A 25,714-nucleotide genomic window follows, 5' to 3' on the forward strand; every position below is an offset into this window, starting at 1 on the left:
GCCGTGCAGATCGAGCAGGTCGCCGCCGCGCTCGCCGCCCGCCCCGAAGGCGAGCGGCCCTGGGATTCCCTGCGCCGGGCCTTCGACGTGATCACCCAGGTCGATTCCGGCCAGCCCGGGCAGTCGCTGAACCTGATGCGGCTGCTCAACGACGCATGCGCATTGATGACCCATCAGTGGGAGAAGACGCAGGGCCGGCAGAGCATGCCGGTCCCGGAGATCTCCCGCCGCCTCGGCGACGGATCGGAACCCTCCGACGACCTTCGCGCCCACGCACTCGTGGCGTCGGCGATGGCCTGCCTCAAGCCTGTGGTGCTCTCCTCTGCCTGGGTCGCCCGGGATGCTGGCAAGGCGGTCTGTCTGGGACCGCCTCGTCCCTTTCGGGTGACCTGATGACAGTGTGAGAGGGGGACGGTGCCGCCGGTCAGCTGATGGGCTCTGCCTGGTGGGCTGCGGTGGGGTGGGGCAGCGGGATCCTCTGCGCTAGCTTGTCGCCTTCGACGTCGAGGTCGGGCAGCAGGCGGTTCAGCCGGGCGGGGATCCACCAGGCTTTCTCCTGGGCGAGTGCCATGGTGGCCGGGATGAAGGTCATGCGGATGACGAAGGCGTCGATGAGGATGCCTGCGGCCAGTGCGAAGCCGGCCTGTTTGATCATGGGCTGGGCGTTGAAGACGAAGCCGGCGAAGACGGACACCATGATGGTGGCCGCCGCCAGGACGACGGAGCTGGCACGCGCGAAGCCGGTGACGGTGGCGTTGATGGCGGTGGCGCCGTGGACATGTGCTTCGCGTATGGAGGTCACCAGGAACATCTGGTAGTCCATGGCGAGCCCGTACAGGACGCCGGTGATGATGATGGGCAGCAGGCTCACGACGGGTGCTGTGGCGTCGAGTCCGATCACGCTCTGCAGCCAGCCCCACTGGAAGACGGCCGTGGTGAGGCCGAAGGTGGCGGCGATGCTCAGCAGGAAGCCGAGGGTGGCCGTCACGGGGACCATGAGGGAGCGAAAGACCAGGAGCAGGACGATGAGGGACAGTCCGAGGACGGTGGCCACGTAGAGCGGCAGGACGTCGGCGAGCCGGTCGGAGACGTCGATCGCGAGGGCGGTGAAACCGGCGATACCGATGACAGCGCCGCGGGTCACACGGATTTGCGCGCTCTTGTCCCGTACGGCGGTGACGAGATCCTTGGTGGCTTCGTCGTTCGGGCCGCTGCCAGGGATCAGGCTGAGGATGGCGGTGGTGCCGGTCTGGTTCATCCCGGCCAGTGAGACCGATGTGGCGCCCTTGACGCCTCGCAGGTCCGAGGTCACCGCGGCAAGGGTCGCGGGGGTGAGGGGCTGGCCGTTCGTGGTGGAACCGACGGCGATCAGCAGGGGGCCGTTGTAGCCGGGCCCGTACGCGTCGCTGACCAGGTCGTAGCTGCGTCGCTGCCCGGTGTCGTTGTAGCTGGCGCCGGAGGGCAGGCCCAGTTTCATGCCGGCGGCGGGCACCGCCAGGATCGCCGGGATCAGGATCGAGGCGGCGAGGGCGGCGTACCTGTGGCGGACCAGCAGTGCTCCCCAGCGGACAGCCCGGGTGCGCTCGCCACCTCCTGTCCGCTCCTGTTCCCTTCGCCGGGTACGGGCGGGGCAGATGCGTTCTTTGACCAGGCCCAGCAAAGCGGGCAGCAGGGTCAGGGCGAGCAGGACGGCGATCGCGATCGTGCCGGCCGCGACGATGGCCATGGTGCTGAGCAGCGTGATGCCGATGACCAGAAGCCCGGCCAGAGCGATGATGACGGTGCTGCCGGCGAAGAAGACCGCGCTCCCGGCGGTGCCGAGCGCACGGCCGGTCGCTTCATGGGGGTCCATGCCCTGGTCGAGGATCAGTCGGCGTTCTCGGTTGACGATGAACAGTGCGTAGTCGATGCCGACGGCCAGCCCCAGCATCAGCGCCAGCACCGCGGCGAGCGAGTGGATCTCGAAAATGGTGGAGAGGGTGAAGGCGCCGCCGACTCCCACCGTGACGCCGGCCAGGGCGATGACGAGTGGCAGACCCGCCGCGACGACCGATCCCAGAGTGATCAGCCGGCAGAAGCCGGCGTGGGCATCGCCACGCTCTACCGCCACTTCCCCAACCGTGAGGCCATCGTCCGGGCTGTCCTGGAGGACATCCTCGAAACCGACCTGCTCCCTCTCATCGAGCGAGCCGCCGACTCCCCGCATACCCGCCAGGCCCTTCAGGACATCGCCACGCATCTGCTCGACCTGATCACCGAGGAGCGGGGTCTGGTCACCTTCGCCGGCAACTTCGCCGACGTCGCAGTGGAAGTCCTCCAGCGCTTCAGCGCCTCACTCCACCCACTCCTGGTGCGCGCGCAGCAGGCCGGCGAGGTCCGTCCCGACCTCACCGCTGAGGACATCCCTCACTTCCTCGTCATGGCCGTCGCCGGCCTCGCACTGCCCGGCACCACACCCTCACTGCGCGCCCGCTTCATCGCCCTGCTCTTCGACTCACTCAACCCGGCCGACGCGACCCCCCTGCCTCCGTTGCTCACCGGAGAGGACGACCTGCGCGCCTCGCTCGGTAATGTCGCACGCAATTGATTCAGGTCACCTGACCTGCGCTTTCTCGCGGAGTTCGAGCCGCTGCGGCAGATCACAGGCGGTGTCCGCTCGATCCTCTACTACGACGCCCAGGGCGACGCGGGCCTGGCCCCGGGGTGGGTGGTGATGGCCGTCGGCCTCGCGGCGGCCGCGCGAGCAGGGCTCGGCGACGGTCTTCCCCTCGAGGGCGTCGGCGAGCTTCTGTGCGCGCTTCTAACATCCCCTCGGCTCCGTGCAGCGCGGGATGTCGTCCTGACGATCTCCTCGTAAACCGATCGGTTTTCTTTTCGTCGGAAGCGAGTTAATCTCGCAGTATGACCACCGAAGTGAAGCCAAGTTCCAGAGAGCGGCTGCTGGAGGCGGCGGCCACGCTCACCTACCGAGACGGTGTCCACATCGGCATCGACGCGCTGTGCAAGGCGGCGGGCGTGTCGAAGCGTTCCATGTACCAGCTGTTCGAGAGCAAGGACGAACTGCTGGCGGCGAGCCTGGAGGAACGCGCCGCCGCCTTCGTGGCCGGGCTCCTGCCCGCGGCGGACGACGGCCGTTCATCCCGCGAGCGGATCCTGCACGTCTTCGAGCAGGTGGAACTGCAGGCGGGCGCACCCGAATTCCGGGGCTGCCGGTATCTGGCCGCGCAGATCGAGCTGAAGGATCAGAGCCACCCCGCGAGCCAGGTGGCGCATCGCATCAAGGGGAACCTGACAGCCTTCTTCCGTGCCGAGGCCGAACAGGGTGGGGCGAGCGACCCGGATCTGCTGGCCCGTCAGCTGAGCCTGGTCTTCGACGGTGCCAGTGCCCGTGCGGGGATCGGCGCAGACAAACTGACAGGGCTCATCGCGCCCACGGTGACCACCATGCTCGATGCGGCACACCTGCGCTGACGCAGCACCCTTCCGGGCAGGCTCGCTAACCAAAGTGCTCTTCGAATGGCTGCCGGTCTCCAGCAGCCGGAGCGGCTCGGAGCGGCTCCCCATGGCTTCATGCCCTTGCCTCCCGGCGGTCGGAGGGAGGTTCGATGGCCGTAAGAGTGTTGATGAGCATGCGGTGTGCGAGGAAGTTCGTGGTCTCGTTGACATCGGTGCCCAGTGGCACGTGCGCGGTGTACCAGACCTTCATCCAGCCGGCCCGGACGAGCTGGCCGATCTACTCATCACCCTGTGCCTCGGCGGCTGCCGCGAGGGCATGTCCATGCATCTGTATATGGAGCGTCTCGGGGTGCGCCGAGATCAGTTGCGCGTAAGCGTTAGCCCTGGCGTGGAGGGGCTGCTCGCCGCCCTGCACTCCGACAGGGAGCCCCGGCGGAAATCGATCGGTTTACAGCGAGTGAAACCGATCGGTTTCTCATTGTGGAGGCAGTTGTGACAGCGATCAGGGGAGCCATCGTCCTCGTCACCGGAGGCGGCCGGGGCATCGGCAGGATGCTGGTCGAGGAGCTCTACGCGCGCGGCGCCGGCAAGGTCTACGCCACGGCCCGCGACCCGCGCACGGTGACGCACCCCGGTGCCGTGCCGCTCGCGCTCGAGGTCACCGACCCGGCATCCGTGACGGCCGCGGCCGAGCAGGCCCAGGACGTCACCATCCTGATCAACAACGCCGGCGCCTCGGTCCGCGCTTCGTACCTCGACTCGCCGATGGAGGACGTGCGCCGGGACCTGGACACCAACTTCTACGGGCCGCTGCTGGTCACCCGGGCTTTCGCGCCGATCATCGAGCGCAACGGCGGTGGCCACATCCTCAATGTCCACTCGGCCCTGTCCTGGCTGGCCGACGGCACGCCCTACAGCGCCTCCAAGGCCGCCCTGTGGTCCCAGACCAACTCCCTGCGCTGTAACGCGCACTCGCTGGCCTCAGGGAGATCTACGCAGAATCCTTCGGCAGTCCGGTCGCTGGGGCCAGGTGATGCGTGTGTCGTGGACGGCAGTGGGTCGGAGGGCGCCGTGGCCTCCGGCGTCGTAGCGGCCGAGCTAGGCGAGGAGTCAGCGTCGGGTGTCGGACTTTGCTGCTCGGCGTCGTCGTGGAGCAGGGAGCCGAGGAGGTCCGCAAGGCCGGTGATGACGGAGGGCTCGCTGGGTGACGCGGTGGTGGAGGGGCCGGGGCTGGGGCTGACGCTGGGGACGGACCCGCCGTCTTGGCCGGCGCCGTTCAACTGGAGCAGAACCTCTCGGCCTCAAGCTCCAACTCGGCCTGGACGACACGGAATCGACCAGGCAGGACAGAGAGCCGGAAAGCTCGCCATCCCGGGGATCCACGGATACGGATCAAGGCTGTCGCCGCCGAAGATCCTTTCGCCTGCATGGTCGTGGCCCGAGCCGGCATCACAGGCCTCTTGGACCGGCATCCCCGCAGCGGCCCGGTAGCCCGGTCTACCTCGACGTACCTCCCAAGCTTGAGCGGTGGTGCGGCCGTCGCAGCGAAACCGCCGCGACTGTCAGAGGGTCCCGGCGCCGCGTGCCGACCGAGGGGGGCGTGGCGTGCCTTCCGACGCCGAGACTCAGCCTTACAGCCCTATCGTGTCCCGGGCCGACAGCAACGTATTGACGCGTCCATTGCGGCCATGCCAAGCGGTGCGACCTGCTGGGTTTCTTTCCGAGACGAACCGTATGCTGGCATCATGAGGCGTACATCCTTCGCGCATTGGCCCTGCTCGATCGCTCGGACCATGGATCTGCTGGGTGACTGGTGGACGCCCCTGGTGCTGCGGGAGGCCGGATATGGGATCAAGCGCTTTGACGAGTTCCAGGAGTCGCTGGGGATCGCTCGCAACACGCTGACCGACCGGCTGCGGCGGCTCGTGGACGAGGGCTTGATGGAGAAGCGGCCCTACCAGACCGAGCCGGTCCGGTACGACTACGTACTCACTGAGAAGGGGCGTGACTTCCACAAGGTGTTGCTGGCCATGAACCGCTGGGGGGATCGCTGGCTGTCCGGTGAGGAAGGCCCACCGGTGGTGATGTATCACGACGTCTGCGGCCAGGAGAGCCACGCCGAAGTGGTGTGCGCCGCCTGCGGTGAGCCGATGACCGCCGACAACACGCACGCCCGGCTGGGGCCGGGCTATCCGCCGCGCCTGGCCGAGCGGCCGGATGTGCGGGAGCGGTTCGCCCGCTGAATCAGCCCTGCCCGAAGAACGCCACCTCCCTTGACAAGTGAGTCTTTTTAAACAACTTTGGTGGTCAGGGCTTTATCTTCCTGAAGGCGGTCGTACTGATGAGGAGGGCCGGATCGTGGAGTGGACGGGCGCGCGCTATGCGGACAAGCCCCATGTCGAGGTGCCGATCTGGATCGCGGCTCCGCCGGAGCGGGTGTGGGAACTGATCTCCGACATCGAACTGATGCCGAGCCTGAGTTCGGAACTGCAGTCGGTGGAGTGGCTGGACGGACGGACAGGACCTGCGTTGGGGGCCCGTTTCGTGGGCCGGAGCAAGCACGAGGCGTTCGGGGAGTGGGCCACCACGTCCCACATCGTCGAGTACGAGCCCCTGAGGGTGTTCGCCTGGGCGGTGGCGGATCCGCAGTTCCCGTCAGCGATCTGGCGGTTCACGCTGGAGCCGCGGGACGACGGCACGTTGCTGAGGCAGTGGATGCAGATGGGGCCGGGCCGCTCGGGCCTGTCCGTCGCCATCGACCGGATGCCGGAGAAGGAGCAGAAGATCGTCTTCGTGCGCATGCGTGAGTTCGAGAGCAACATCGCCACCACGCTTGAGGCGATCAGGAAGCTGGCCGAAGAGCCTGGAAAGGCGCGTGTGTGATGCGTACGTCGACCACGATCGAGGCTTCCGCGAACTGGCCGGAGACGGTCGACTTCGTCGTGGAGGCGGAGAAACTCGGCATGGACATCTGCTGGGTCGCGGAGGCCTGGGGTGCCGAGGCGCCGTCGCCGCTGGGCTACCTCGCCGCGAAGACCGAGCGCATGCTGCTCGGCTCGGCCATCATTCAGCTCGCCACCCGCACACCAATGGCCATCGCCCGGGCCGCGATCACCCTGTCGAACCTCTCCGAGGGTCGCTTTCTGCTGGGGCTGGGCCCGTCCGGGCCACAGGTGATCGAAGGTCTGCACGGGGTGCCGTTCGCCCGGCCGCTGTCCCGGATGCGCGAGACGGTCGAGATCGTGCGGCAGGCCGCCTCGGGGGAGAAAGTCTCCTACACGGGGCGGGAGTTCCAACTCCCGCTGCCGGGCGGGGAAGCGAAGCCCATGCGGCTGTCCATGCGCGCCGAGCACGACATCCCGATCTACCTGGCGACCCTCTCGCCGAAGATGCTGTACCTGACCGGGGAGATCGCGGACGGCTGGCTGGGCACCAGTTTCGTGCCCGAGGGCGCCAAGGAGGCGTACTTCGACCACTTGGACGCGGGGCTCGCCGCATCGGGTCGTTCCCGCACCGACTTGGACATCTGTCAGGGCGCCGAGGTGGCGTTCGCCGAGGACGAGGACGCGCTGCACGCGATGGTGGCCGGCCGCAAGAAGGAGCTGGCGTTCAGCCTCGGCGGCATGGGCTCCGCGACGACGAACTTCTACAACAGCGCCTACAGCCGCCAGGGTTGGGCCGAGGTCGCGGCCGAGGTCCGGGAGCGCTGGCAGTCCGGAGACCGCGACGGCGCGGCCGGTCTCGTGACCGACGAGATGGTGCTGGCCACCACGCTGATCGGCACCGAGGACAGGGTGCGGGCGCGGCTGCGGGTGTGGCGCGACGCCGGTGTCGACACCGTCCGCCTCTACCCCGCCGGCGAGACCCTGGACGCACGGCTCACCAACCTCGGCCGGGCCATCGACCTGGTCCGCGACATCGAGGACGAGACTGGGCGGTAGCCGGCCGCGGAAATGCGTCGGGAGCGAGGCGGGCGCCCATCGTTGTCGACCTGTGCGGGAAGCTGCGGCAGAGCGGCGAGCGTCGGTGTGGAGAATCGCAACAGTGCCTCCGCGACAGTCGCCAGGCCACCGTGCCGCACCCGCTGCGGGTGCATAGGGCGCCGGGAATCCGCCGCTCACGCATGAGATCGACGCAGCTGATCACGGTCTTGCCTGCGAGATGCGGTGTGAGTGGGACCCGAGAGCGCATCGCGGACCTCCTGAAGGCGTACGCCGACGCAGGTGTGACCACGCTCATCGTCGCCCCGGGAGGCGCCGCACCCGGCGGCCCGGGGACACCCCTTGGACGAGCGGCTCACCGTCGTGCGGACGCTCGCGGAAGCCGCCGAGCTGGCCCATGTCTGACCGTCCGCTCTCTCCGACGGTCCTCGGCAGGGCCCGCGCCGTCGGTGTCCGCCGTCGAGAACAACGGCGGCCGGACACAAGCCTGTTGGATCGCTTTGACCGGAATCGTCGGCTGGGTGGACACCGGTCCGGCCGACACTGTCGACGCCCTGAGTCCAGCCCGCAGTATGTCGCAGCCGTTGCTTCCGACGGCATCGAAACCGACACGTGCCGGGATGCTCGCGAGCTACCGCACCCGGCGCGTGAAGGCAGGCGTGTCGCAAGATCCGTCCGCGCTCCACCCGGATTCGGCCGAACAACCACCGCACCATCCACGTTCATGGAGAATGCCCATGGTAAGAGCCGTAAACCACCGTCACGTCAAGGTGAACGGCCTGCGGTTCCACATCGCCGAGCAAGGCCAGGGCCCGCTCGTGGTGCTCCTGCACGGCTGGCCGGAGAGCTGGTACTCGTGGCGGCACCAGTTCGCCCCGCTCGCGGCGGCCGGATACCGTGTCGTCGCTCTCGACCAGCGTGCTACGGCCGCAGCGACCAGCCAGAGGACGTCTCCGCGTACACCCTGCTGCACCTGGCCGGCGACGTCATCGGCCTGATCCGGGAACTCGGCGAAGAGCAGGCGATCCTGGTCGGACACGACTGGGGGGCGCCGGGCGCCTGGGTCACGACCATGTTGCGCCCGGACGTGGTGCGCGCCGTGGCCGGGCTGAGCGTTCCGCCGGTGCGAGGTGGATGCCGGGCTATAGTCACAGGGTCGCGAAAAACGATGGCTCGCGGGTCCACCCGCCGGGTATCGCACATACATCGATGCAGATGGTTCTGATCGGTGAGCGTCTCCTGCCGAGACCGGACATCCCGTCCGCTCACGGCGCTGACTATCGCCGACGCGTGTCGGCGCTACAGAGGAGCGCAGCATGCAGAAGACCATCGCCATCGTCGGAGCGGGACTGGGCGGGCTGACGCTCGCCCGGGTGCTTCAGGCTCACGGCGTCGCCGCGACGATCTACGAGGGTGAGGCTTCGGCGTCGACCCGTGCACAGGGTGGCCTGCTTGACATCCACGAAGAGACCGGACAGGTCGCGCTTCGCGCAGCTGGTCTGTACGACGAGTTCCTCACTCTGGTCCGCCCGGGCGAGGACGCCAAGCGTGTGGTCGACCGACACGGCATGATCCTGTTCGACATGCCTGCGGACCCCGGTTCGGCCCGTCCTGAGGTGGATCGTGGCGAACTCAGGCGCCTGCTCATCGACTCGCTGGCGCCCGGGACGATCAGGTGGGGTCACAAGCTCGCCTCGGTCCGGCACCGTCCGGAGGGCGGCTACGGTCTCGCCTTCGCGGACGGTTCCGCCACCCGCGCCGACATCGTCATCGGCGCGGACGGCGCCTGGTCGAAGGTGCGTCCGCTGCTCACCCCCGCCGAGCCTCTCTTCAGCGGAACCTGCTTCATCGAGATCGCCCTCACCTCGGGCGGCCAGAACTGTGCGCGCGGATGCGTGGCGCTGAACAAGCCCGAGGAGTGGATGAGGTCGATCGACTTCGGCGACCCGTCCGCGGGCCTCCGCCAACTTGCCGACGAGTTCGACGGCTGGTCGCCGCTGCTCACCGCCTTCGTGACAGAGAGCGACGCGGAACCGTGGCTCCGACCCATCTACGCCCTTCCCGTCGGGCTTAAATGGGACAGGGTGCCCGCAGTGACGCTCGTCGGCGACGCCGCGCATCTGATGTCGCCCTTTGCCGGCGAGGGCGCGAACCTCGCCATGTACGACGGCGCGGACCTGGCGAGCAAGCTGGTTGAGCAACCCGACATAGAGGTCGCGCTCAGCGCCTACGAAGAGCGGCTGTTCCTGCGTAGTAGCGACGCCGCCGGCCGCTCGGCGCAGAACCTGGAAGTCTTTTTCGGCCGGGAAGCACCGCAGAGCGTAGTCACCCTGTTCGATCACTCCTGATGCCTCAGCCAGGGTTCGCGATCTTGCCGCGGACCCGGCGGAGAACGGGTACGGCCATCGCGTGATCATCGGGGGTTGTGTGGACTCCTGAAGATCGTGCGGTGGCCGCAGGCCACGTAGACCCTGTCCGTTGGCAGGCGATGTTCGATCAGGTCATGACCCGCATCGCGGCCGGTACGGGCGAGTGGAGCCCCGAGCGACTGCCCGCGCCTACCTGCTCGGGATGCTGTCGAGTGTCGGGCGGAAGAACTGCGGGCAACTGGCCGAACAGGCCGGCCATGCCCGGCCCGGGCCGATGCGGCGCCTGCTGCGCTACGCCCGCTGGGACGCGGATGCCGCCGCGGGCTGATCCGTTCGCCTGGCACATGTATCCGGTCGGCATCCTCTATACGCCGCCACAGGCCGACGATGCCGGTCAGCACCAGGAGGTTGAGCACGGCGACGAGCAGCAGGAACAGCATGGCGACGATCTGTGAGACCAGGCCGCCGACGTGACGGAAGGCATCGATGTTCGAGCCGGCGGGTCTGGGTTCGGCTCTGGGGGTGCCCCACGCCTGAGGTCTCAGACGGTGGTCTGGGGTTGGGTTCGGCTGAGGTAGTGCACGGCGGTCTGGTCGGCGTGCGGGGCGAGCAGGCCCTGCAGTTCCTCCGCCGCGATCTTGAGGAGGTCGCCGTCCCGGTCGGCGTGGAGGGTCTCCAGGACGAAGGCGACATGGGTGGAGTCCTCGGTGACCCGGGTGCGGTGGGCGTCGCGGTGGTTCCAGTGCCGGGTCAGGACGTCGGTGGCGTCGGCGTAGATGATTTCGCCGGGCTTGGGGTGCTCGACGGTGTCGGGTTCGCCGAGCGGGGTGAAGGACTCGGTGCCGTCCGCGTGGCGGATGTCGACGTCGCCGGTGACGTGGCCGAGGTCGAAGGCGCCGGCGGGCAGGCCGTGGCGGACGGAGACGGAGTTGTAGGAGTCGACGGCCGGGTTGATGCGCGGCAGGCTGCCTTTCTTGGCGAGCCGGCGGCCGAGTGCGTCGACGCTGGGCCGAATGCGGCGCGGGTTGGTGCCGAAGGAGCGGTAGGCGACGTGCCAGGCCTCGATGCGGGGGTCGGTCTCGTCGGCGGGCTGCCAGGTGCCGTCGGCGAGTTGCTGCTCCAGTTCCTCCAGGGCGGTGGTGGTGTGCGGCCAGGGTTCGTGGCCGCGCAGGCCGGAGGCGGTGATGAGGGCGATGAGGGTGTCGGGGAAGGCCGCTGCGACGGCGGGGGCGATGCGGAAGGAGGTCATGGATCAGGGGTCCGTTCGTGCGGGCGGGTCAGGGCTTCCAGGGGCCGATGCGGTCCAGGCGGCGGAGTTGCTGGTGTGCGGTGGGCGCGTCGAGGCCCTGGCCGCGTGCGGTGAGGCGGTCGGCGACGGCGGTGCGGTGCTTGACGGGCTCATCGTCGTCGTACTTGAACTTGGCCTTCACGTCGGTGACTTCCAGGCGCAGGCCGCGGATGCCGGACAGCATCCGGCCGTAGGGGGCCTGGCCGACGGCGACGGGGGCGTGGTCGCCGTCCGGCTGGAAGTGGGCGAGCTGGCGGCGTAGCAGTTCGGCCTTGGCTTCGGGGTCGTCGACGATGTGAGCCTGGCAGGTGAACTGGACGGCGGCGTAATAGCTGGTGGGTACGCCGTCCGTGGCGGGCATGTCGGGTCCCGCGCGCCAGGGGCCGGGGATGAAGGCGTAGTCGCCGATGACGGTGAACGTCACGTTCGGGTCGTGCTCGATGGTGTTCCAGACCGGGTTGGGGCGGGCGAGATGGATGAGGAGCTGGTTGCCGTCGTCGGCGAAGTGGGTGGGGACCGTCATCGGGGAGTGACCGAGCCGACCGTTGACGCTCAGGATGCCGAAGTCATGCCCTTCGGCGATCCAGGTCTGCCATTCGGCATCGTCGAGACTGGCATCCCAGGGATGCACGAACATGCTGGGCTCCTTGCGTGGTCGGCGGTGTGCCGGAGTGGGGTCAGGTCAGGGCGAGCAGGCTGACGGCGACGGCTGCGGTGCCCAGGCCGACGAGCTGGCCGCGGTGGATGCGTTCGGCGAGGACGCTCCGGGCGAGCAGGACGGTGCCCGCCGGGTAGAGGGCGGTGATCACGGCGACGACGGTGAGGTCCCCGCTGCGTGCCGCGAACAGGAACAGCATGTTCGCCAGGGAGTCCAGCACGCCCGCGGCGGCCGACATCGTGTACGCGGGCCGCTCGGTGCCGAGCCTGCGGTGCAGCAGCCCGGCCGCGGCCAGGGTGAGGCCGGAGGAAACCGCGCGGCCGACGATCAGCGGGGCCAGTCCGCTGTCGGTGGGCGCCTGGTGCAGGAAGATCAGCTGAAGTGCGATGGCGGCACCCGCGCCGAAGGCCAGCAGCAGCGCCATACGGGACGGGCGCGCCGAGCCCGCGCCGTGTCCGGCGCTGACCAGCATCACCGCGACCAGCGCGAGCGGGAGACCCACCAGCCGGACGGCAGTCAGGTCTTCGCCCTGCAGCAGGCCGACGCCGACGGGCAGTACGGCGGAGACCAGCGCGGTGACGGGCGAGAGCACGTTCATCGGGCCGATCGCCAGCGTGCGGTAGAGCAGGGCGAACGCGGCGGCCGAGGCAATTCCGGACGCGGCGCCCCAGCCGAGGGCCGATGCGCTGAACGAGGCGCCGAGCAGTGGCCACAGCAGCAGCTCGACCGCGAGACTGGCCGGCGCCGCAACCATCACGGTGCGCAGCACATGGGCCTTGCGGGCACCCATGCCGCCGAGGAAGTCGGCGCATCCGTAGGCGAGCGAGCTGCCCAGAGCCAGCAGCAGAGCGATCACGGTACATCCCTTACTATCAATGGAACGGCTCTACGGTACAACGGAACGACCGGCGGATGTCAATCAAACGACCGTGCGGTGCATCGAGCTGGTCCATTGATGAGGACGGTGAACAGGTGGCCGAGACAGTGACGGCGCTTCGGACGGTCGCGCACAACGTCCGGGCGGCGCGGGTACGCGCGGGCCTGTCCCTGGAGGAACTCGGCCGACGGGCCCAGGTGAGCAAGGGCGCCCTGGTGGCGCTGGAGAAGGCGCAGGGCAACCCCAACCTGGCCACCCTGGTGCGGCTGGCCGACACCCTCGGTATCTCGGTGTCCGCGCTGATGCAGGGGGCGCACGAGGGGCGGGTCCGGGTCGTGGCCGCCGCCGACGTGGCCCCGCTGTGGACGGGCGAGCTGGGCAGCGAGGCGCGGCTCATGCTGACGACCTCGGGCCCGGCCCCGGTCGAGGTCTGGCGCTGGCGGCTGGAGCCGGGCGAGGAGTACCCGAGCCATCCCCACCAGGCCGGGGTCGTGGAGACGGTCAGCGTCACGGCCGGCCGAATGGTCCTGGTCGTCGACGGAACCGAGTACACCCTGGAAGCCGGGCAGACCGCGAGCTTCGACGGCGACACCGCGCACACCTACCGCGGTTCCGATACCGAGACCTGCCACCTGATCATGACGGTTCATCTGCCGCCCGGCCCTGTCGCCGCACCCTGATCTCTGTCCCCGCAGCAGGTGTGCGTTTGGCATGCGCGAGTTCCGCTTCGCGGTCAACCGTCTCGCACCGTTCGCCCTGACCCGGCGCCTGCTGCCGCTGCTCAACCGCGGCGCCCCCGCCCGTATCGTCAACGTCGCTTCGATCGGCCAGGCCCCGATCAACTTCGACGCCCCCACCCTCGAACACGGCTACTCGGGCATGCGCGCCTACGGCCAGTCGAAACTGGCGATGATCGCCACGGGTTTTGTGCTCGCCCGACAACTCGACCCGCACCGGGTCATGGTCAACAGCCTGCACCCGGCCACCTTCATGCCGACCAAGATGGTCTTGGATTCGGTCGGTTACAGCATCGACTCCCTCGAAGACGGCACCCGTGCCGCAAAGGCACACGCGGATGCCTACGATCCGAGCATCCAGCAGAAGCTCTGGGACCTCAGCACCAGACTCACGAAGCGCCCCGAATGACCTCGAAGATCCAACAGCACTGCCCGACACCCCACCGGCGCCATCAACGTCATGACCCGCAACAGCTGGCGCGCCCGATCACACTCGGCGCCTGTTTCGACCTCCCGTACGAGTCACCTGTTCCAGCTCGCGGGCAAGACCACCGTCCGCACCCGGCGCCCAGGCAGGCAGAAGGATTGGCCACAGCTGCAACGCGTGCTGGACGATCTCACCGCGACCCCGGCCATCGTGCAGGGGCGGCGATGCACAGCCTGTACGCGGACTGGAAGGGCTCGGCGTTGATCGCCGTGGAGCAACTGCGCATGGAGGCGGCGAAGTATCCCAAGAACCTGCGGCTGATCGAGCTGGTCGGTGAACTGTCCACGCGCGACAAGCAGTTCGCCCGCTGGTGGGGCGACCACCGCGTCGCCGCCCGTACCGTGGGCACCAAGACCCTCAACCATCCGGTCGTCGGTGAACTCGTCCTGGACCGGGACACCCTTTCCGCCAACACCGATCCCGACCAGCACCTCACCGTCTGGACCGCTGCGCCCGGTTCTCCCACCCACGAGCGGCTGCGCCTCCTCGCTTCCTGGGCCGCCGACCACAGCCTGTCGCCCTCTTCCTCCCTTCGCTGACAGCGGCCGATGACAGGACTTGGGCCCCGCACGAGCGGCGGGGCCCAGGTCGTCAGCAGGTCGAGTTGGTCTGGGTGAGCAGTCCGAGCCGCCACGGCAGACTGTTGTAGTCGCCGCTCGCGTTGGGGTTCAGGCCCTGGTACAGGTACTGCAGACGGCAGTTGGGGATGGTCAGCGTCTGGTCGTACCCGGCGCGGATCATCTCACCGTGACTGATGTCCCGGGTCCATGCCCCGGACGGGAAGGACACCTTGTTGGCCCGTGCGAAGGGGTTGTTCTCGGACGCGGCGAGCGGCGTCCACGAGCCGGCGAGGCTGCCCGACGTCCAGGAGCGGAAGTACCGCCTGCCGTCCGATCCGATCGCCTCGACAATCAGCAGGTACTGGTTGGCGCCCTGCACCTTGTAGACGTTGCTCGCCTCGAACAGGTTGTACTTGCTGTCCTGCGCCGCGATGACGGTGTTGGTGAACCCGTTCGGGAACTGGCCGACAGTCGTCTGCGAGCGGTACAGGTGCCCGTTGTCATCGGAGGAGAACAGGTAGCAGTTGGCGCTGTCGCAGATCACCCACATGTCGACCCAGAAGCCGTTGCCGATGTTCTGCCTGATGATGTCCGGCATCGACGAGTAGAAGTTGCGCGGTGCGCTCCACCCGTTCGGGTTGTTGATGTCGGGGTTGGTGGAGTAGGACGCGTTGCCGGTCTGGTAGACGAGATACCACAGGCGCTGCTGCGTGTTGTAGAAGACCTGCGGCGCGGCCCGGTACCCGGCGCCGACGGCCGTGCGGTCCAGGTAGTGGTGGGTGGCCGAACCCGCCTGCGACCAGTCGGAGAAGCTCAGGTACACGAGGTTGTACCCGGCGGCGCTCGCGGTGCTCGCGAACACGTGGTACTTGCCGTTGTAGTAGACGACCGTCGGGTCCTTGATGCCCGCGATGTTGTGGGTCGAGTCGGGCTTCGGCGCGATCAGGGCGCCGCTGGAGCTCCACGAGAAACTGGAGGGCAGCGCGGCGGCGGACCGGGGCGCGACCGCGGTGCGTGCGGCGGGCGTGCCGCCCATCGCGGTCAGCGCCGAGCGGTAGGCGGCCTTCTTGTTGCCGTTGCGGTCGAACAGCAGCGGGTTCTCACCGGAGCGCCAGGAGTCGCTGTCGCGGATGCCCCAGACGGTGATGCCGTTGCAGCGCGCGACGTTCAGGCAGGCCCGCACCGTGCTCGCGTACGCGGTGGCCGACGCCTGCGCGATGTCCAGCTCTGTGATCTGCACGTCCACGCCGAGGGCGGCGAAGTTCGACAGCGTCGTCTGGAAGCTGCCGGGAGGGCCGCCTGCGCCGAAGTGGGACTGGAAGCCGACGCAGTCGATGGGCACGCCGCGCGCCTTGAAGTCGCGGACCATGCGGTAGACGCCCTGGGTCTTCGCGGAGTTCCAGTCCTCGATGCTGTAGTCGTTGTAGCAGAGCTTGGCCGCAGGGTCGGCCGAGCGGGCGGTGCGGAAGGCCTGCTCGATGAAGCCGTCGCCCAGGAGGTTCTGGAACACCGAGGAGCGGTGCTGGCCGCTGCCACCGTCGGCGAAGGCCTCGTTGACCACGTCCCAGGAGTGGATGCGGCCCTTGTAGTGGTTGGCCACGGTGGTGATGTGGTTGTTCATCACGCTGCGCAGCGTGTTCGCGTCCCTGATGGAGTTGACCCAGCCGGGCAGTTGCGAGTGCCAGACCAGGGTGTGGCCGCGCATGCGCTGACCGTGGGCCGTGGCGCGGTTGACGATCTGGTCGCCGGGGCCGAAGTTGAACGAGCCGCGGGACGGCTCGGTCGTGTCCCACTTCATCTCGTTCTCGGGCGTGACCGAGTTGAACTCTCGGTCCAGGATCCCGGTGTAGGTGCCGTCGTTGAGCCTTCCGGCGGCCACGGCCGTTCCGAAGTACCGTCCGGACTGGGCCGCTTGCGCGCCCAGCGTGGAGGCCCGGACGGCGTCGGGCGCGTCGGGCGCGGCGGTCGCGGCCACGGGTGTGACCAGTGTGGCCACGGCCAGCAGGGATAACACCGAGGCTCGGCGACGGCCGAGCCGTTTCAGCGGGTTCATGTCTCTCCTTGTGCGGTCGGGTGCGGGTGGATGGTGCGAGGGATGGATCGGTTCAGGGTTCAGGGCACGGACAGCTCGAACCGCGTGACGCGGACCGCGCCGCCGAGTGCCTGGGTGGCGTGGTTGAAGAGGGCGAATCGGTAGCCCATGAAGAACCGCCAGTCGTTGCCCATGGAGAAGGCGGGTCCCAGGCGGGTGAAGGCGGTGCCGTCGGTGCTGTAGGAGAAGGCGCCGGGGCGTGCCGCGCCGGGGCGGATGTCCGCGGTCGCGCGCAGCCAGACGCGGCCGCCGGGGACGGTCGCGCTCGCGGCCTCCGTGCCGGTGCCGGTGGTGTTCCAGTTGCTGTCCATGGTCAGCCCGTTGACCATCACCACCCGCGTCGCGCCGCCGTCCCGTTTGACGCCGATCCAGGCGGAGGAGTCACGCAGCAGCGCGAGGCCGGCCCGGTCGCCGTCCCGCATCGCGGAGTGGTCGAGCTGGACGGTGGCGGTGGAGGTGGGGCCCTGGACGCGGTGCGTGAGGGTGTTGCGGGCCCAGTACAGGTCGTCGGTGACGGTCGCGGTCCGCAGGGTCAGTCCGTTGTCGACCGACCACTTGGTGTTGTCGGGGTTGTGGTTCCACTCCCACCTCGGCTTGAGAGTCGTGCCGTCGAAGGTGTCGACGCCGATCAGGGGGGTGACCCGGCGCGGTGGAGCGGGTACGGCGGGGACGGGATACGAGGTGCCCCATGCGCCGTTCACCAGTTGCACGACGGGCCAGCCGTCCGAGGTCCAGGTGACCGGTGTCAGGGCAGGCATCCGGCCGCCGGGGTACGCGTCGACGAAGGCCAGGTAGTACCAGGCGCCGTTCTGCGTCTGCACCAGCCCGCCCTGGTGCGGGACCCCACCGCCGGGTATCGGCCCGCGCAGGTCGAGGAGCACCTGCCGCATCGTGTACGGGCCGAAGGGGCCGCCCGACGACTTCAGGATGTACTGCCCGTTGGCGGGGCGGGTCAGGAAGATGTAGTACTGCCCGTTGATCTTGTAGAAGCGGGAGCCCTCGAGGGTGCCGACACTCGACGGTGTCGTGAACACCTGCTGCGTGCGGACCTGGGTGCGGCCGTCGGGCGAGAGCTGGGCCACATTGATGGTGGTGTTCCCGTAGGCCACGTAGAGGGTGTCGTCGGTGTCGACGAGGAGCCCCGCGTCGTAGTACGGCGTGCTGATCGTCGTCAGTCTGCTCCACGGCCCCTCGACGGCGGGGGCGGTGTGGACGTACGTCCGGGCGAAGTCGATCTGACCCAGCCAGTAGAACGTCCTGTTGCTCGGACGGTAGGCCAGCGACGACGCCCAGATCCCTCTGACATAGCCACGGGCACCGTTCAGGTCGTACTTGGCGCCGAAGTCGAGAACGGGCACCGAGTGACCGACGATCTCCCAGTTCACCAGGTCGTACGAACGCAGGACGGGCGCGCCCGGTGAGTAGTGCATCGTCGAGGCCGAGGCGTAGTAGGTGCCACCGACCCGGATGACGTCGATGTCCGCGAAGTCCTGCCAGATCACCGGGTTGGTGAACGTCGTGCCGGCCGCGCGGGCCGGCGTCTGGGGGAGGAGGGCGCCGGTGACCAGGCCGGCGGCGGCGGCCAGCGCTCGGCGACGGCCCAGAGGTTGTTGAGAGCATGACAGATCCATGTGTCGTTCTCTCTGCGAAGGATCGCTTGGGTGGGGGGCGGACTCGCTGTGTTCGAAATCGCGAACACTAATCGACTCATCGAGCTTTCTGGATGATAGGAGGCCGACAGCTCCCGTCAATAGGCCTCGCATGATTCGCTTGCAGGAGCGAAATGTTTCGGAGTTGGCGGGTGGCTGATGGTGGTTGATTGCCGGTCACTGGCGCGGGGGTCTCGACGAATGTGTTGACACGCTCGGGACTCTCTCTAATATCCGTGAGATCGACGATCCGAAATCGAGTGGAAATTTCGAACGATCGATGAGGTGTCATAGGCATGACATGGTCGTCGCGGCGCGGCTTTCATCCGCTGTCTGGCGCCGTCGGTGATCATCCATGCGGCGCCCTCACCCCGGAAAGGACCTCACCGTGCCCGGACGACCAGGCAGACGACTGCTCGACCTCTTCGCGGCCGCCGCGCTGACGCTCACCGCGTCGTTCACGGCCTCCGTCCACTCCACCGCCACCGCCGCGGCCGCGCCCGGCAGCCCGGCACTCACCCCGCCGCTGGGCTGGAACAGCTGGAACAGCTTCGGATGTGGGATCACCGAGGCGCAGGTCCGTCAGGCCGCCGACGCGATGGTGTCCTCGGGCATGAAGGACGCGGGCTACCGGTATGTCGTCGTCGACGACTGCTGGTTCGACCCGCAGCGTGACGCGGCGGGCAACCTGCGGGCGAATTCGGCCAAGTTCCCCAGTGGGATGAAGGCGCTCGGCGACTACATCCACGGCAAGGGCCTGAAGTTCGGCGTCTACCAGGCGCCGGGCGAGCGCACGTGCGCGCAGGGCACGGGCGGCTACCCCGGCTCCACCGGCAGCAAGGGCCACGAGACCCAGGACGCCGCCACGTTCGCCTCGTGGGGTGTGGACTACCTCAAGTACGACTGGTGCTCCTCCAGCGGCACACGTGACGAGCAGGTCGCGCGGTTCACGCTCATGCGAGACGCCCTGCGCGCCACCGGGCGGCCGATCGTCTACAGCATCAACCCCAACAGCTTCCACGCCATCACCGGCGCCGCCTACGACTGGGGCGAGGTCGCCGACCTGTGGCGGACGAGCGAGGACCTGCTCGACATCTGGCAGAACAACAACGCCAACAGCTACCCGATGGGAGTCGGCAACGTCCTCGACGTCACCGCGTCGCTGGCCGCTCAGTCGGGCCCGGGACACTGGAACGACCCCGACATGCTCGTCGTCGGCCGTCCCGGTCTGTCACTGACCGAGTCCCGCTCGCACTTCGCCCTGTGGGCGCTGCTGGGCGCTCCGCTCATCGCGGGCAACGACATCCGCACCATGTCCGCCGACGTGAGCGCGATCCTGCGCAACCCCCGCCTGCTGGCGGTGAACCAGGACCGGCTGGGTGCGGGCGGGCGCAGGGTCCGCGACGACGGTGACACCGAGGTGTTCGCCAAGCCCCTGTCCGACGGCTCCGTCGCGGTGGGCCTGTTCAACCGGGGAGCGGGCACCGCGACCGTCACCGCCACGGCCGCGCAGGTCGGCCTCGCCGGAGGGCCGTTCACCCTCACCGACCTGTGGACCGGCGGCACGTCGAGCACCTCGGGCCAGATCACGGCGAGCGTCCCCGCGCACGGCGCCGCCGTGTTCCGGGTGAGCGGCGGCAGCCCGCTGACCGCCACCACCGCACGCCTGCGCGGCACCGCGTCCGGCCGCTGCCTGGACGTGGACAACGCCTCCACCACGGCCGGGACGGCGACGCTGATCTGGGACTGCCACACCGCCGCCAACCAACTGTGGACCACATGGGCCGGAGGCGAGATCCGCGTCTACGGCGACAAGTGCCTGGACGCCTCCGACCAGGGCACCGCCAACGGCACCCGGGTCATCATCTGGCCCTGCAACGGCCAGGACAACCAGAAGTGGACCGTCGGCTCCGACGGCTCGATCCGCAACGTCCACGCCGGACTGTGCCTCGACGCCGACCAGGCAGGAACCGCCAACGGGACCCCGGTCATCCTGTGGACCTGCACCGGCCAGAACAACCAGAAGTGGCCCCGCGCGTGAGGGACCTCGCCAACGGCACGAGCCGGCTCACCCGGGCAGCCGCACCGGGATCACGCTCACCACCGCGGAGTTCGGCGCCCGCACCGACGACCCCGACATGGCGATGCTCCAACAGAAGGGGAGTTGCACGATGACAAGGACAAGATCCCTCTTATGGCCCGCCCTGGTCGCGGTGCTGGTCGTCCTGAGCATGGGCGGCACGGCACTGGGCCACGGCCGACACGAGACCCCGCTCACAGCCTCCCGCACGGCAACCGCATCCGTCCGTCCAGCGGCCGCGAGCCCCGGATGCGGCAAGACACCCACCCTCACGAGCGGTACGCACACGATCCAGAGCAGCGGCAAGAACCGGAGCTTCATCCTGCGGATCCCGGACGGCTACGACCGGAGCCGCCCCTACCGGCTGGTCCTCGGACTCCACTGGCTGGGCGGCACCTCCACCGACGTCGCCACGGGCCGCACCGTGGAAACGGGCACCTGGGCCTACTATGGCCTCCGGCGACTGGCCGACAACAGCGCCATCTTCGTCGCACCCCAGGGCCTCAACAACGGCTGGGCCAACGCCGGCGGGGAGGACGTCACCCTCGTCGACGACATGATCAGGCGGATCGAGGCGGACCTGTGCGTCGACACCACACAGCGCTTCGCTCTGGGATTCAGCTACGGCGCCGCCATGTCGTACGCCCTCGCATGTTCCCGGGCCACGGTGTTCCGCGCGGTCGCGGTCCAGAGCGGCGGACAGCTCAGCGGATGCAGCGGCGGCACCCAGCCCATCGCCTACCTCGGAGTGCACGGCCTCAGGGACAGCGTCCTCGCCATCTCCGGCGGACGGGCGATGCGGGACAGGTTCGTCAGGAACAACGGCTGCACCCCCCAGAACCCGCCGGAGCCGGCCCAGGGCAGCCTGACGCACCGAATCACCACCTACTCGGGCTGCTCGGCCGGGCATCCGGTCGCCTGGGCCGCGTTCGACGAAGGACACATCGCCGCTCCGCAGGACGGGGCCCCCGGTGACAGCGGCTCCAGGACCTGGCTGCCGCAAGAGGTGTGGAAGTTCTTCACACAGTTCACGACCTCCAACCCGCCGCCGGGGACGTCGACCTGCCGGGTCACCACCACCGTCAGCGCCTGGAACACCGGCCTGACCTCGAACATCACCATCACCAACACCGGCGCCACCTCGATCGACGGCTGGTCGCTGGCCTTCACCCTGCCCGACGGCCAGGCCGTCACCTCCGGCTGGAACGCCGACTACTCGCCCGCCTCCGGCCGGGTGACGGCCAGGAACGCCTCCCACAACGCCACGATCGCCCCCGGCGCCTCCATCGACATCGGCTTCCAGGCCGCCCACACCGGCGATACCGCCCCGCCCACCTCGTTCGCCCTCAACGGCACCGCCTGCGCCGTCACCTGATCGGCACGAGGCTCCGCGGCCGGACCGGTTCCCGACCGGCCCGGCCCCGGACCCCGTCCGACACACCCGCGGACAAGTCACCGTGGCGGGACCACGTCAGGCGTCGGTCAGCTTGCGCAGGCTCGTCCGCCGCACGTCGACGCACAGGCCCTCGGCGTCGGCGACACGGCAGTGGTCGTCACCGGCCGCAAGCACCACCACCCGTGTCCCCGCCGGTAGTTGACCGTCGGGGGCACGACCACGCTCGGGACCGTCGAGGTGGAAGGGCTCATCGACCACCAACTCGTGGGTGAAGCGGGTGGGGGCGGGCCGGACCATGTTGCTTTCAGGGACCAACGCCTCGTCACCGAGGACGAACACCTCCGGACGAAGGACCACTCCCGGCTCCGGCCGCGTGTTCCGCTCGTCTGCGGGACGATGGCCCCTGTCCGTCACGGCACCGGCGCCTCGGCGCCCGAGACCTGCAGACTCTCGGGTGGCAGAGCGACCGGAATGACCGGCAGCATCATGCCGACGTCGATCGGTGCGGCGTGAGCCACGAGCACACCCTCTGCGGCCAGTGCGTGCAGGTCCGGCAACTGGTACCGCTCGGCAGCCTCAAGGTCCACCTCGTAGCCCAGGTCGCCGAGGCTCGCCACCGTCATGCGGCTCATGGGGTTGCCCGGGCCCGCAATGAACGGGGACATCAACTCGTTGCCGAAGACGGTCTCCCGCCAGTGCGAATCCGCCGTTCCGGGACCGCCGAGGTTCTGGACCGGTACCGGTTGCAGTGTGCCCTCGCCGCGCAGCGCACGGTACTCGTCCATGGCGGCGCGCCCGAGGAAGGTCGGATTCGAGGTGCCGGCGTCCGCGAGCAGGCCTTTGTCGTTCCAGACGCTGCCAATGCCCAGCACATGGCCCATCTCGTGGGTGATGACGTCGTTCAGCGTGCCGTCCTGCTCCATCTGCTCCAGGTCGGCCGTGTCGAAGGACATGATGCCCTTGGCGGGGAGAGAAGCGGCGCTGCCGGCCGACGGGGGCCGGACGTGGGTGGGTCCCGCCTGTCCCAGGATGCCGCCCGGGCCGTCGATCGGGCGCCCCTGCGCAAGGATCAGGAGATCGTCGATGACCTCGCCGTCGATCACCACAGAAGGCAGGTCGCCCACGATGACGTGCACCCAGCGGTCGGCGGCTGCGGTGAATGCCTTCTCCTGGCTACTGCTCAGCCCGCCGAGGAAGCGGACCACGATCTTGAACGGCGATGTCGTGGCGGCGAGCGCTTCGGCTCGACGGCTGTCGGCCACTGCCACATGGCTGTGATTGTTGGTTGTGGCCACAACTAACCCTCCGATTCAGGGGAATATGGGTCGTATTTACCCTAAACGGGTGAAAGTCGCGGCGCTCGTCGAAACCGCGTCCTGCGGCGCCAGGGGGTGAACTCTGGGGAGCCCCGCTGTGCGGCAGCCGGCCTCGCCACCGGCCTGGCCACGGCCGTCCTGGACCACCTCACCCTGTTCGAGGACGAGGCAGGCTGGTTACGGAACAAACCGGGGCCACGAGGCTGGGATTCGCTGTCCAGTTCAAGTTCCTGACCTGGCGCGGCCGGTTCCCCAAGATGCGCCTGGAGCTACCGTCCGATGCGGTCGAGCACGTCCCCCAGCAGGTCGGTGTCGCCGCGTCCGAGCGGCCTGAACATCAGCGCACACTCATCGGCCCCCTCTCCATGTCCCGGGGAGGGGGCCGATCTTCGATCCGAAAGCCACTGACGGGTTACTTGTCACCTGGTTCGACGCTCGTTGACGGCACCCTGTTGCGGATCAGTAGCCGTAGATCATCTTGTAGGCGACCTCGGGGAGGAACTGCCCGGCCGAAGAGCCGTTTCCGACGCCGCAGTTGCCGTCGGACTCGCCTGGCACCTTGATCCACAAGAGCATCTCGGCGCCACCGCCCAGTCGGCTGGGGGTGCCGATGCGGCGGCCGGAGGGGTTGCACCACTGGCCGTTGGAGCCGTTGCCGTTGCGGCTGGTGTCCACGACGAACGGCTTGGTGTAGCCGTAGCGTGCGCTGAGTTCGCTGTTGACGGCGTTGCCGTAGGCGGTGTTCTCGGCCGTGGTGAAGTAGTTGGAGATGTTGAGCGAGAAACCGTGGGCCTGTCGGAGGCCGGCGTTGTGGAGGCGCTGGGCCATGGTCGCGGCGCCGGCCCAGCCGGGGTTGCCGGCGTCCAGGTAGACCCAGGTGTTGGGGGACTGGCGGTTGAACTGGGTGAGGGCCCCGCTGAGCATGCTCTGCCGTTCGGTGATCTGGGCCTGCGTCATGCAGCCGTAGTCCCCGAGGGAGTCCGGTTCGAGGAGCACGACGGCCGGGCGGTTGGCTATGCCGCCCGCGAACTGTGCGATCCAGTTGGCGTAGGCGGACGGCGAAGCGGCCCCGCCGGCGGAGTGGCCGCCGCAGTAGTCGCGGTTGTAGATGTTGTAGGCGACCAGGAGGGGCAGTTTGTCCGAGCGGTCCGCCGCCCCCGCGTACGCGCCGGTGGCGGTGCCGATGGCGCCGCTCCACGAGCCGAACCAGCGGGCCGTCGGGGTCTTGGCGATGTTGGCGTTGATCGCCGGTGCCCGGCCGTCGCCGGGGTTGGCGGCGACCCACCGGTTCGCGCTGGAGTCGGGGTCCACGTAGAACCCGGTGGTCATGGTGGTGGGGTCGGCCGCGTGGGCGGAAGGTGCGGCGGCGAGCGCCAGCGGCAGGGCCAAGAGCGCTGTCGCGAGGGCGCGGAGTCTGCGGCGCATGAGGTACCTCGTTTTCCTGGCAGGGATGCGTCGCACGCCCTCGTCCCGAGCATGCGATGCACTGAGGAAGCGCGGCCGGCGAGCTTTGGGAGCGCTCCCACTGGAAGCGCTCCCAAAGACACCGAGGCCTTTGGGGTGTGGTCGGTATCGTGTGGCGGGCTGGGAGAGGTGTCAAGGGTCGACGTGAGATTGCGTCAATCGTGCTGCACGCGGCGGGAAACGGGCTCGACATGTTCTACAGTCGGGCTGGATCTGGAAGCGCTTCCAGTCCGAGCTGCCAGGGTAGGACGCTTCGCGTCCGGCCTGACACGGAAGGGCTCATGGCTCATGGCAGACGATGCGCCGCGTAGGCACTCGACACTGGACGAGGTGGCCGAACTCGCCGGCGTCTCCCGCTCGGTGGCCTCGCGCGCCCTCAACAACGCCCCGCACGTCAGCCGTGCCAAACGGGAGGCGGTCGAACGGGCCGTGCGGCAACTCGGCTATGTGCCCAACCCGACTGCCCGCGCTCTGGCCACCCGTCAGACGGGAGCGGCCGCCCTGGTCATTTCGGGAGAGGATCCCTCGATCTTCGCGGATCCGTTCTTCGCGCAGGTGATCGTGGGGGCGTCGGCCGCTCTGGAGGAGGCCGACCTGCATCTGATGCTGTGCCTGGCCGCTTCCGACCGGGGGCGCAAGCGGGTGCAGGAGCTCTTCCGGTCCAGGGGCGCCGACGGCGTCATGCTGATGGCGCTGCGCGAGGACGATCCGCTGGCCGGCATGGCCGAGGAGACGCAGCTGCCGGTCGTGTTCGGAGGGCGCCCCGTCGGTCCGGCTCCCCGGTGGTACGTGGACGTCGACAACGTCGGCGGAGCGCGCGAGGCGACCGAGTACCTGATCTCGCGCGGCAGGACTCGCACAGCCGCGATCTGCGGGCGCTTGGACACCGAGGCCGGGCGCGCCCGGTACCGCGGCTATCGGGACGCCATGCTGGCCGCCGGCCTTGAACCGTCCCCGCCGCAGGAGGGGGACTTCACTGAGCCCAGCGGAGCCGCTGCCATGGCCGCGCTGCTGGCCGACCACCCGGACCTGGACGGGGTGTTCGCCGCGAACGACAACATGGGGGCGGGGGCGCTGCGCACGCTGCGTGCGGCCGGCCGGACGGTTCCAGCCGACGTCGCTGTGATCGGCTTTGACGACCTGACCGTCGCCCAGGTCGCAGATCCGCCGCTGACCACCGTTCATCAGCCCATAGCGGCCCTTGGGCGGGAGATGGCGCGCATGCTCGTCTCGCTCATCGACGGACAGGACCCCACCCCGCTGATCCTGCCCACGCGCCTGGTCACCCGCTCGAGCGCTTGAGGGCCATGCCCCACGGAGCGCCGGCGAAGCCTGTCGGCGCCC

21 protein-coding genes and 5 pseudogenes are annotated in these 25,714 nt (G+C 68.9%); 17 read left to right on the forward strand and 9 right to left on the reverse strand.

Annotated elements, in window-relative coordinates; all coding sequences use genetic code 11:
* Positions 1-3 precede the first annotated feature (3 nt).
* Positions 4-393: a hypothetical protein gene (locus tag ACZ5SK_RS34115; protein ID WP_334582403.1), complete on the forward strand. Its 390-nt coding sequence runs from the start codon at positions 4-6 to the stop codon at positions 391-393.
* Positions 394-424: 31 nt separating this feature from the next.
* Here the strand turns inward: ACZ5SK_RS34115 and ACZ5SK_RS34120 are convergent, their stop codons facing one another.
* Positions 425-2,110 carry an MMPL family transporter gene (locus ACZ5SK_RS34120; RefSeq protein ID WP_334582402.1) on the reverse strand — a complete coding sequence of 562 codons (1,686 nt, stop codon included), beginning with the start codon at positions 2,108-2,110 and terminating at the stop codon, positions 425-427.
* Between ACZ5SK_RS34120 and ACZ5SK_RS34125 the strand changes: the two genes are divergently transcribed.
* The 10 genes and pseudogenes from ACZ5SK_RS34125 to ACZ5SK_RS34170 all read left to right on the forward strand — a co-directional run.
* Positions 2,084-2,587, forward strand: coding sequence for a TetR/AcrR family transcriptional regulator (locus tag ACZ5SK_RS34125; protein WP_468576867.1), 504 nt, complete (start codon positions 2,084-2,086; stop codon positions 2,585-2,587). The two genes, ACZ5SK_RS34120 and ACZ5SK_RS34125, sit on opposite strands and share 27 nt — an antisense overlap.
* Positions 2,588-2,605: 18 nt before the next feature.
* A pseudogene (locus ACZ5SK_RS34130) lies at positions 2,606-2,857 on the forward strand (hypothetical protein); the annotation flags it as partial.
* A gap of 44 nt (positions 2,858-2,901) precedes the next feature.
* Complete coding sequence (locus ACZ5SK_RS34135) at positions 2,902-3,471, forward strand: TetR/AcrR family transcriptional regulator (RefSeq protein WP_334582400.1); 570 nt, start codon at positions 2,902-2,904, stop codon at positions 3,469-3,471.
* Between the two features lie 477 nt (positions 3,472-3,948).
* Positions 3,949-4,416, forward strand: a pseudogene (locus ACZ5SK_RS34140) (SDR family oxidoreductase); the annotation flags it as partial.
* 833 nt (positions 4,417-5,249) lie between these two features.
* The gene (locus ACZ5SK_RS34145) at positions 5,250-5,699 is read left to right on the forward strand and encodes a winged helix-turn-helix transcriptional regulator (RefSeq protein ID WP_457495039.1); all 450 of its coding nucleotides are present in this window, start codon (positions 5,250-5,252) and stop codon (positions 5,697-5,699) included.
* Positions 5,700-5,814: 115 nt separating this feature from the next.
* Positions 5,815-6,339 carry an SRPBCC family protein gene (locus ACZ5SK_RS34150; RefSeq protein WP_334582399.1) on the forward strand — a complete coding sequence of 175 codons (525 nt, stop codon included), beginning with the start codon at positions 5,815-5,817 and terminating at the stop codon, positions 6,337-6,339.
* The gene (locus ACZ5SK_RS34155; RefSeq protein WP_334582398.1) at positions 6,339-7,397 is read left to right on the forward strand and encodes an LLM class flavin-dependent oxidoreductase; all 1,059 of its coding nucleotides are present in this window, start codon (positions 6,339-6,341) and stop codon (positions 7,395-7,397) included. Before ACZ5SK_RS34150 ends, ACZ5SK_RS34155 begins: the two co-directional genes overlap by 1 nt.
* Positions 7,398-8,134: 737 nt before the next feature.
* Positions 8,135-8,532 (forward strand): annotated as a pseudogene (locus ACZ5SK_RS34160) (alpha/beta fold hydrolase); the annotation flags it as partial.
* A 181-nt stretch (positions 8,533-8,713) separates the two neighbouring features.
* Positions 8,714-9,745: an FAD-dependent oxidoreductase gene (locus ACZ5SK_RS34165; protein ID WP_334582397.1), complete on the forward strand. Its 1,032-nt coding sequence runs from the start codon at positions 8,714-8,716 to the stop codon at positions 9,743-9,745.
* 130 nt (positions 9,746-9,875) lie between these two features.
* A pseudogene (locus tag ACZ5SK_RS34170) lies at positions 9,876-10,079 on the forward strand (IS701 family transposase); the annotation flags it as partial.
* Between the two features lie 228 nt (positions 10,080-10,307).
* Here the strand turns inward: ACZ5SK_RS34170 and ACZ5SK_RS34175 are convergent.
* Genes ACZ5SK_RS34175 through ACZ5SK_RS34185 form a run of 3 tightly spaced genes read right to left on the reverse strand, consistent with a single transcriptional unit; the run spans position 10,308 to position 12,568 of the window.
* The gene (locus tag ACZ5SK_RS34175) at positions 10,308-11,015 is read right to left on the reverse strand and encodes a B3/B4 domain-containing protein (protein ID WP_334582395.1); all 708 of its coding nucleotides are present in this window, start codon (positions 11,013-11,015) and stop codon (positions 10,308-10,310) included.
* A 28-nt stretch (positions 11,016-11,043) separates the two neighbouring features.
* On the reverse strand, positions 11,044-11,691 hold the full coding sequence (locus ACZ5SK_RS34180) for an FMN-binding negative transcriptional regulator (RefSeq protein ID WP_334582394.1): 648 nt from the start codon (positions 11,689-11,691) through the stop codon (positions 11,044-11,046).
* A gap of 40 nt (positions 11,692-11,731) precedes the next feature.
* Complete coding sequence (locus ACZ5SK_RS34185) at positions 11,732-12,568, reverse strand: DMT family transporter (RefSeq protein WP_334582393.1); 837 nt, start codon at positions 12,566-12,568, stop codon at positions 11,732-11,734.
* Positions 12,569-12,684: 116 nt separating this feature from the next.
* On the opposite strand from ACZ5SK_RS34185, the gene ACZ5SK_RS34190 reads away from it, so the two are divergent.
* The 3 genes and pseudogenes from ACZ5SK_RS34190 to ACZ5SK_RS34200 all read left to right on the forward strand — a co-directional run.
* Complete coding sequence (locus tag ACZ5SK_RS34190; RefSeq protein WP_334582392.1) at positions 12,685-13,269, forward strand: helix-turn-helix domain-containing protein; 585 nt, start codon at positions 12,685-12,687, stop codon at positions 13,267-13,269.
* A 31-nt stretch (positions 13,270-13,300) separates the two neighbouring features.
* Positions 13,301-13,735, forward strand: a complete 435-nt coding sequence (locus tag ACZ5SK_RS34195; protein WP_468576871.1) for an SDR family NAD(P)-dependent oxidoreductase — start codon at positions 13,301-13,303, stop codon at positions 13,733-13,735.
* Positions 13,736-13,849: 114 nt separating this feature from the next.
* A pseudogene (locus ACZ5SK_RS34200) lies at positions 13,850-14,352 on the forward strand (MmyB family transcriptional regulator); the annotation flags it as partial.
* Positions 14,353-14,404: 52 nt separating this feature from the next.
* Here ACZ5SK_RS34200 and ACZ5SK_RS34205 read toward each other — a convergent pair.
* Together ACZ5SK_RS34205 and ACZ5SK_RS34210 are read right to left on the reverse strand one after the other, a co-directional pair.
* Positions 14,405-16,426 carry a glycoside hydrolase gene (locus ACZ5SK_RS34205; protein WP_361706995.1) on the reverse strand — a complete coding sequence of 674 codons (2,022 nt, stop codon included), beginning with the start codon at positions 16,424-16,426 and terminating at the stop codon, positions 14,405-14,407.
* A gap of 59 nt (positions 16,427-16,485) precedes the next feature.
* Positions 16,486-18,096 (reverse strand): glycoside hydrolase family 43 protein, encoded by a 1,611-nt coding sequence (locus tag ACZ5SK_RS34210; RefSeq protein WP_468576873.1) that lies wholly within the window; start codon positions 18,094-18,096, stop codon positions 16,486-16,488.
* Positions 18,097-18,469: 373 nt separating this feature from the next.
* Between ACZ5SK_RS34210 and ACZ5SK_RS34215 the strand changes: the two genes are divergently transcribed.
* Positions 18,470-20,155 carry a glycoside hydrolase family 27 protein gene (locus ACZ5SK_RS34215; RefSeq protein ID WP_468576874.1) on the forward strand — a complete coding sequence of 562 codons (1,686 nt, stop codon included), beginning with the start codon at positions 18,470-18,472 and terminating at the stop codon, positions 20,153-20,155.
* Positions 20,156-20,285: 130 nt separating this feature from the next.
* Positions 20,286-21,569 (forward strand): CE1 family esterase, encoded by a 1,284-nt coding sequence (locus ACZ5SK_RS34220; RefSeq protein WP_468158267.1) that lies wholly within the window; start codon positions 20,286-20,288, stop codon positions 21,567-21,569.
* Between the two features lie 96 nt (positions 21,570-21,665).
* Here the strand turns inward: ACZ5SK_RS34220 and ACZ5SK_RS34225 are convergent, their stop codons facing one another.
* The 3 genes from ACZ5SK_RS34225 to ACZ5SK_RS34235 form a co-directional block, all read right to left on the reverse strand.
* Positions 21,666-21,947 (reverse strand): hypothetical protein, encoded by a 282-nt coding sequence (locus ACZ5SK_RS34225; protein WP_334582386.1) that lies wholly within the window; start codon positions 21,945-21,947, stop codon positions 21,666-21,668.
* 53 nt (positions 21,948-22,000) lie between these two features.
* Positions 22,001-22,885, reverse strand: coding sequence for a leishmanolysin-related zinc metalloendopeptidase (locus ACZ5SK_RS34230; protein WP_361706985.1), 885 nt, complete (start codon positions 22,883-22,885; stop codon positions 22,001-22,003).
* 480 nt (positions 22,886-23,365) lie between these two features.
* On the reverse strand, positions 23,366-24,331 hold the full coding sequence (locus tag ACZ5SK_RS34235) for a glycoside hydrolase family 6 protein (RefSeq protein WP_334582384.1): 966 nt from the start codon (positions 24,329-24,331) through the stop codon (positions 23,366-23,368).
* A 327-nt stretch (positions 24,332-24,658) separates the two neighbouring features.
* Here ACZ5SK_RS34235 and ACZ5SK_RS34240 point away from each other — a divergent pair, with 327 nt between their 5' ends.
* On the forward strand, positions 24,659-25,672 hold the full coding sequence (locus ACZ5SK_RS34240; protein WP_334582383.1) for a LacI family DNA-binding transcriptional regulator: 1,014 nt from the start codon (positions 24,659-24,661) through the stop codon (positions 25,670-25,672).
* Positions 25,673-25,714 lie beyond the last annotated feature (42 nt).

The organism is Streptomyces sp. NPDC031474 (assembly GCF_055581185.1).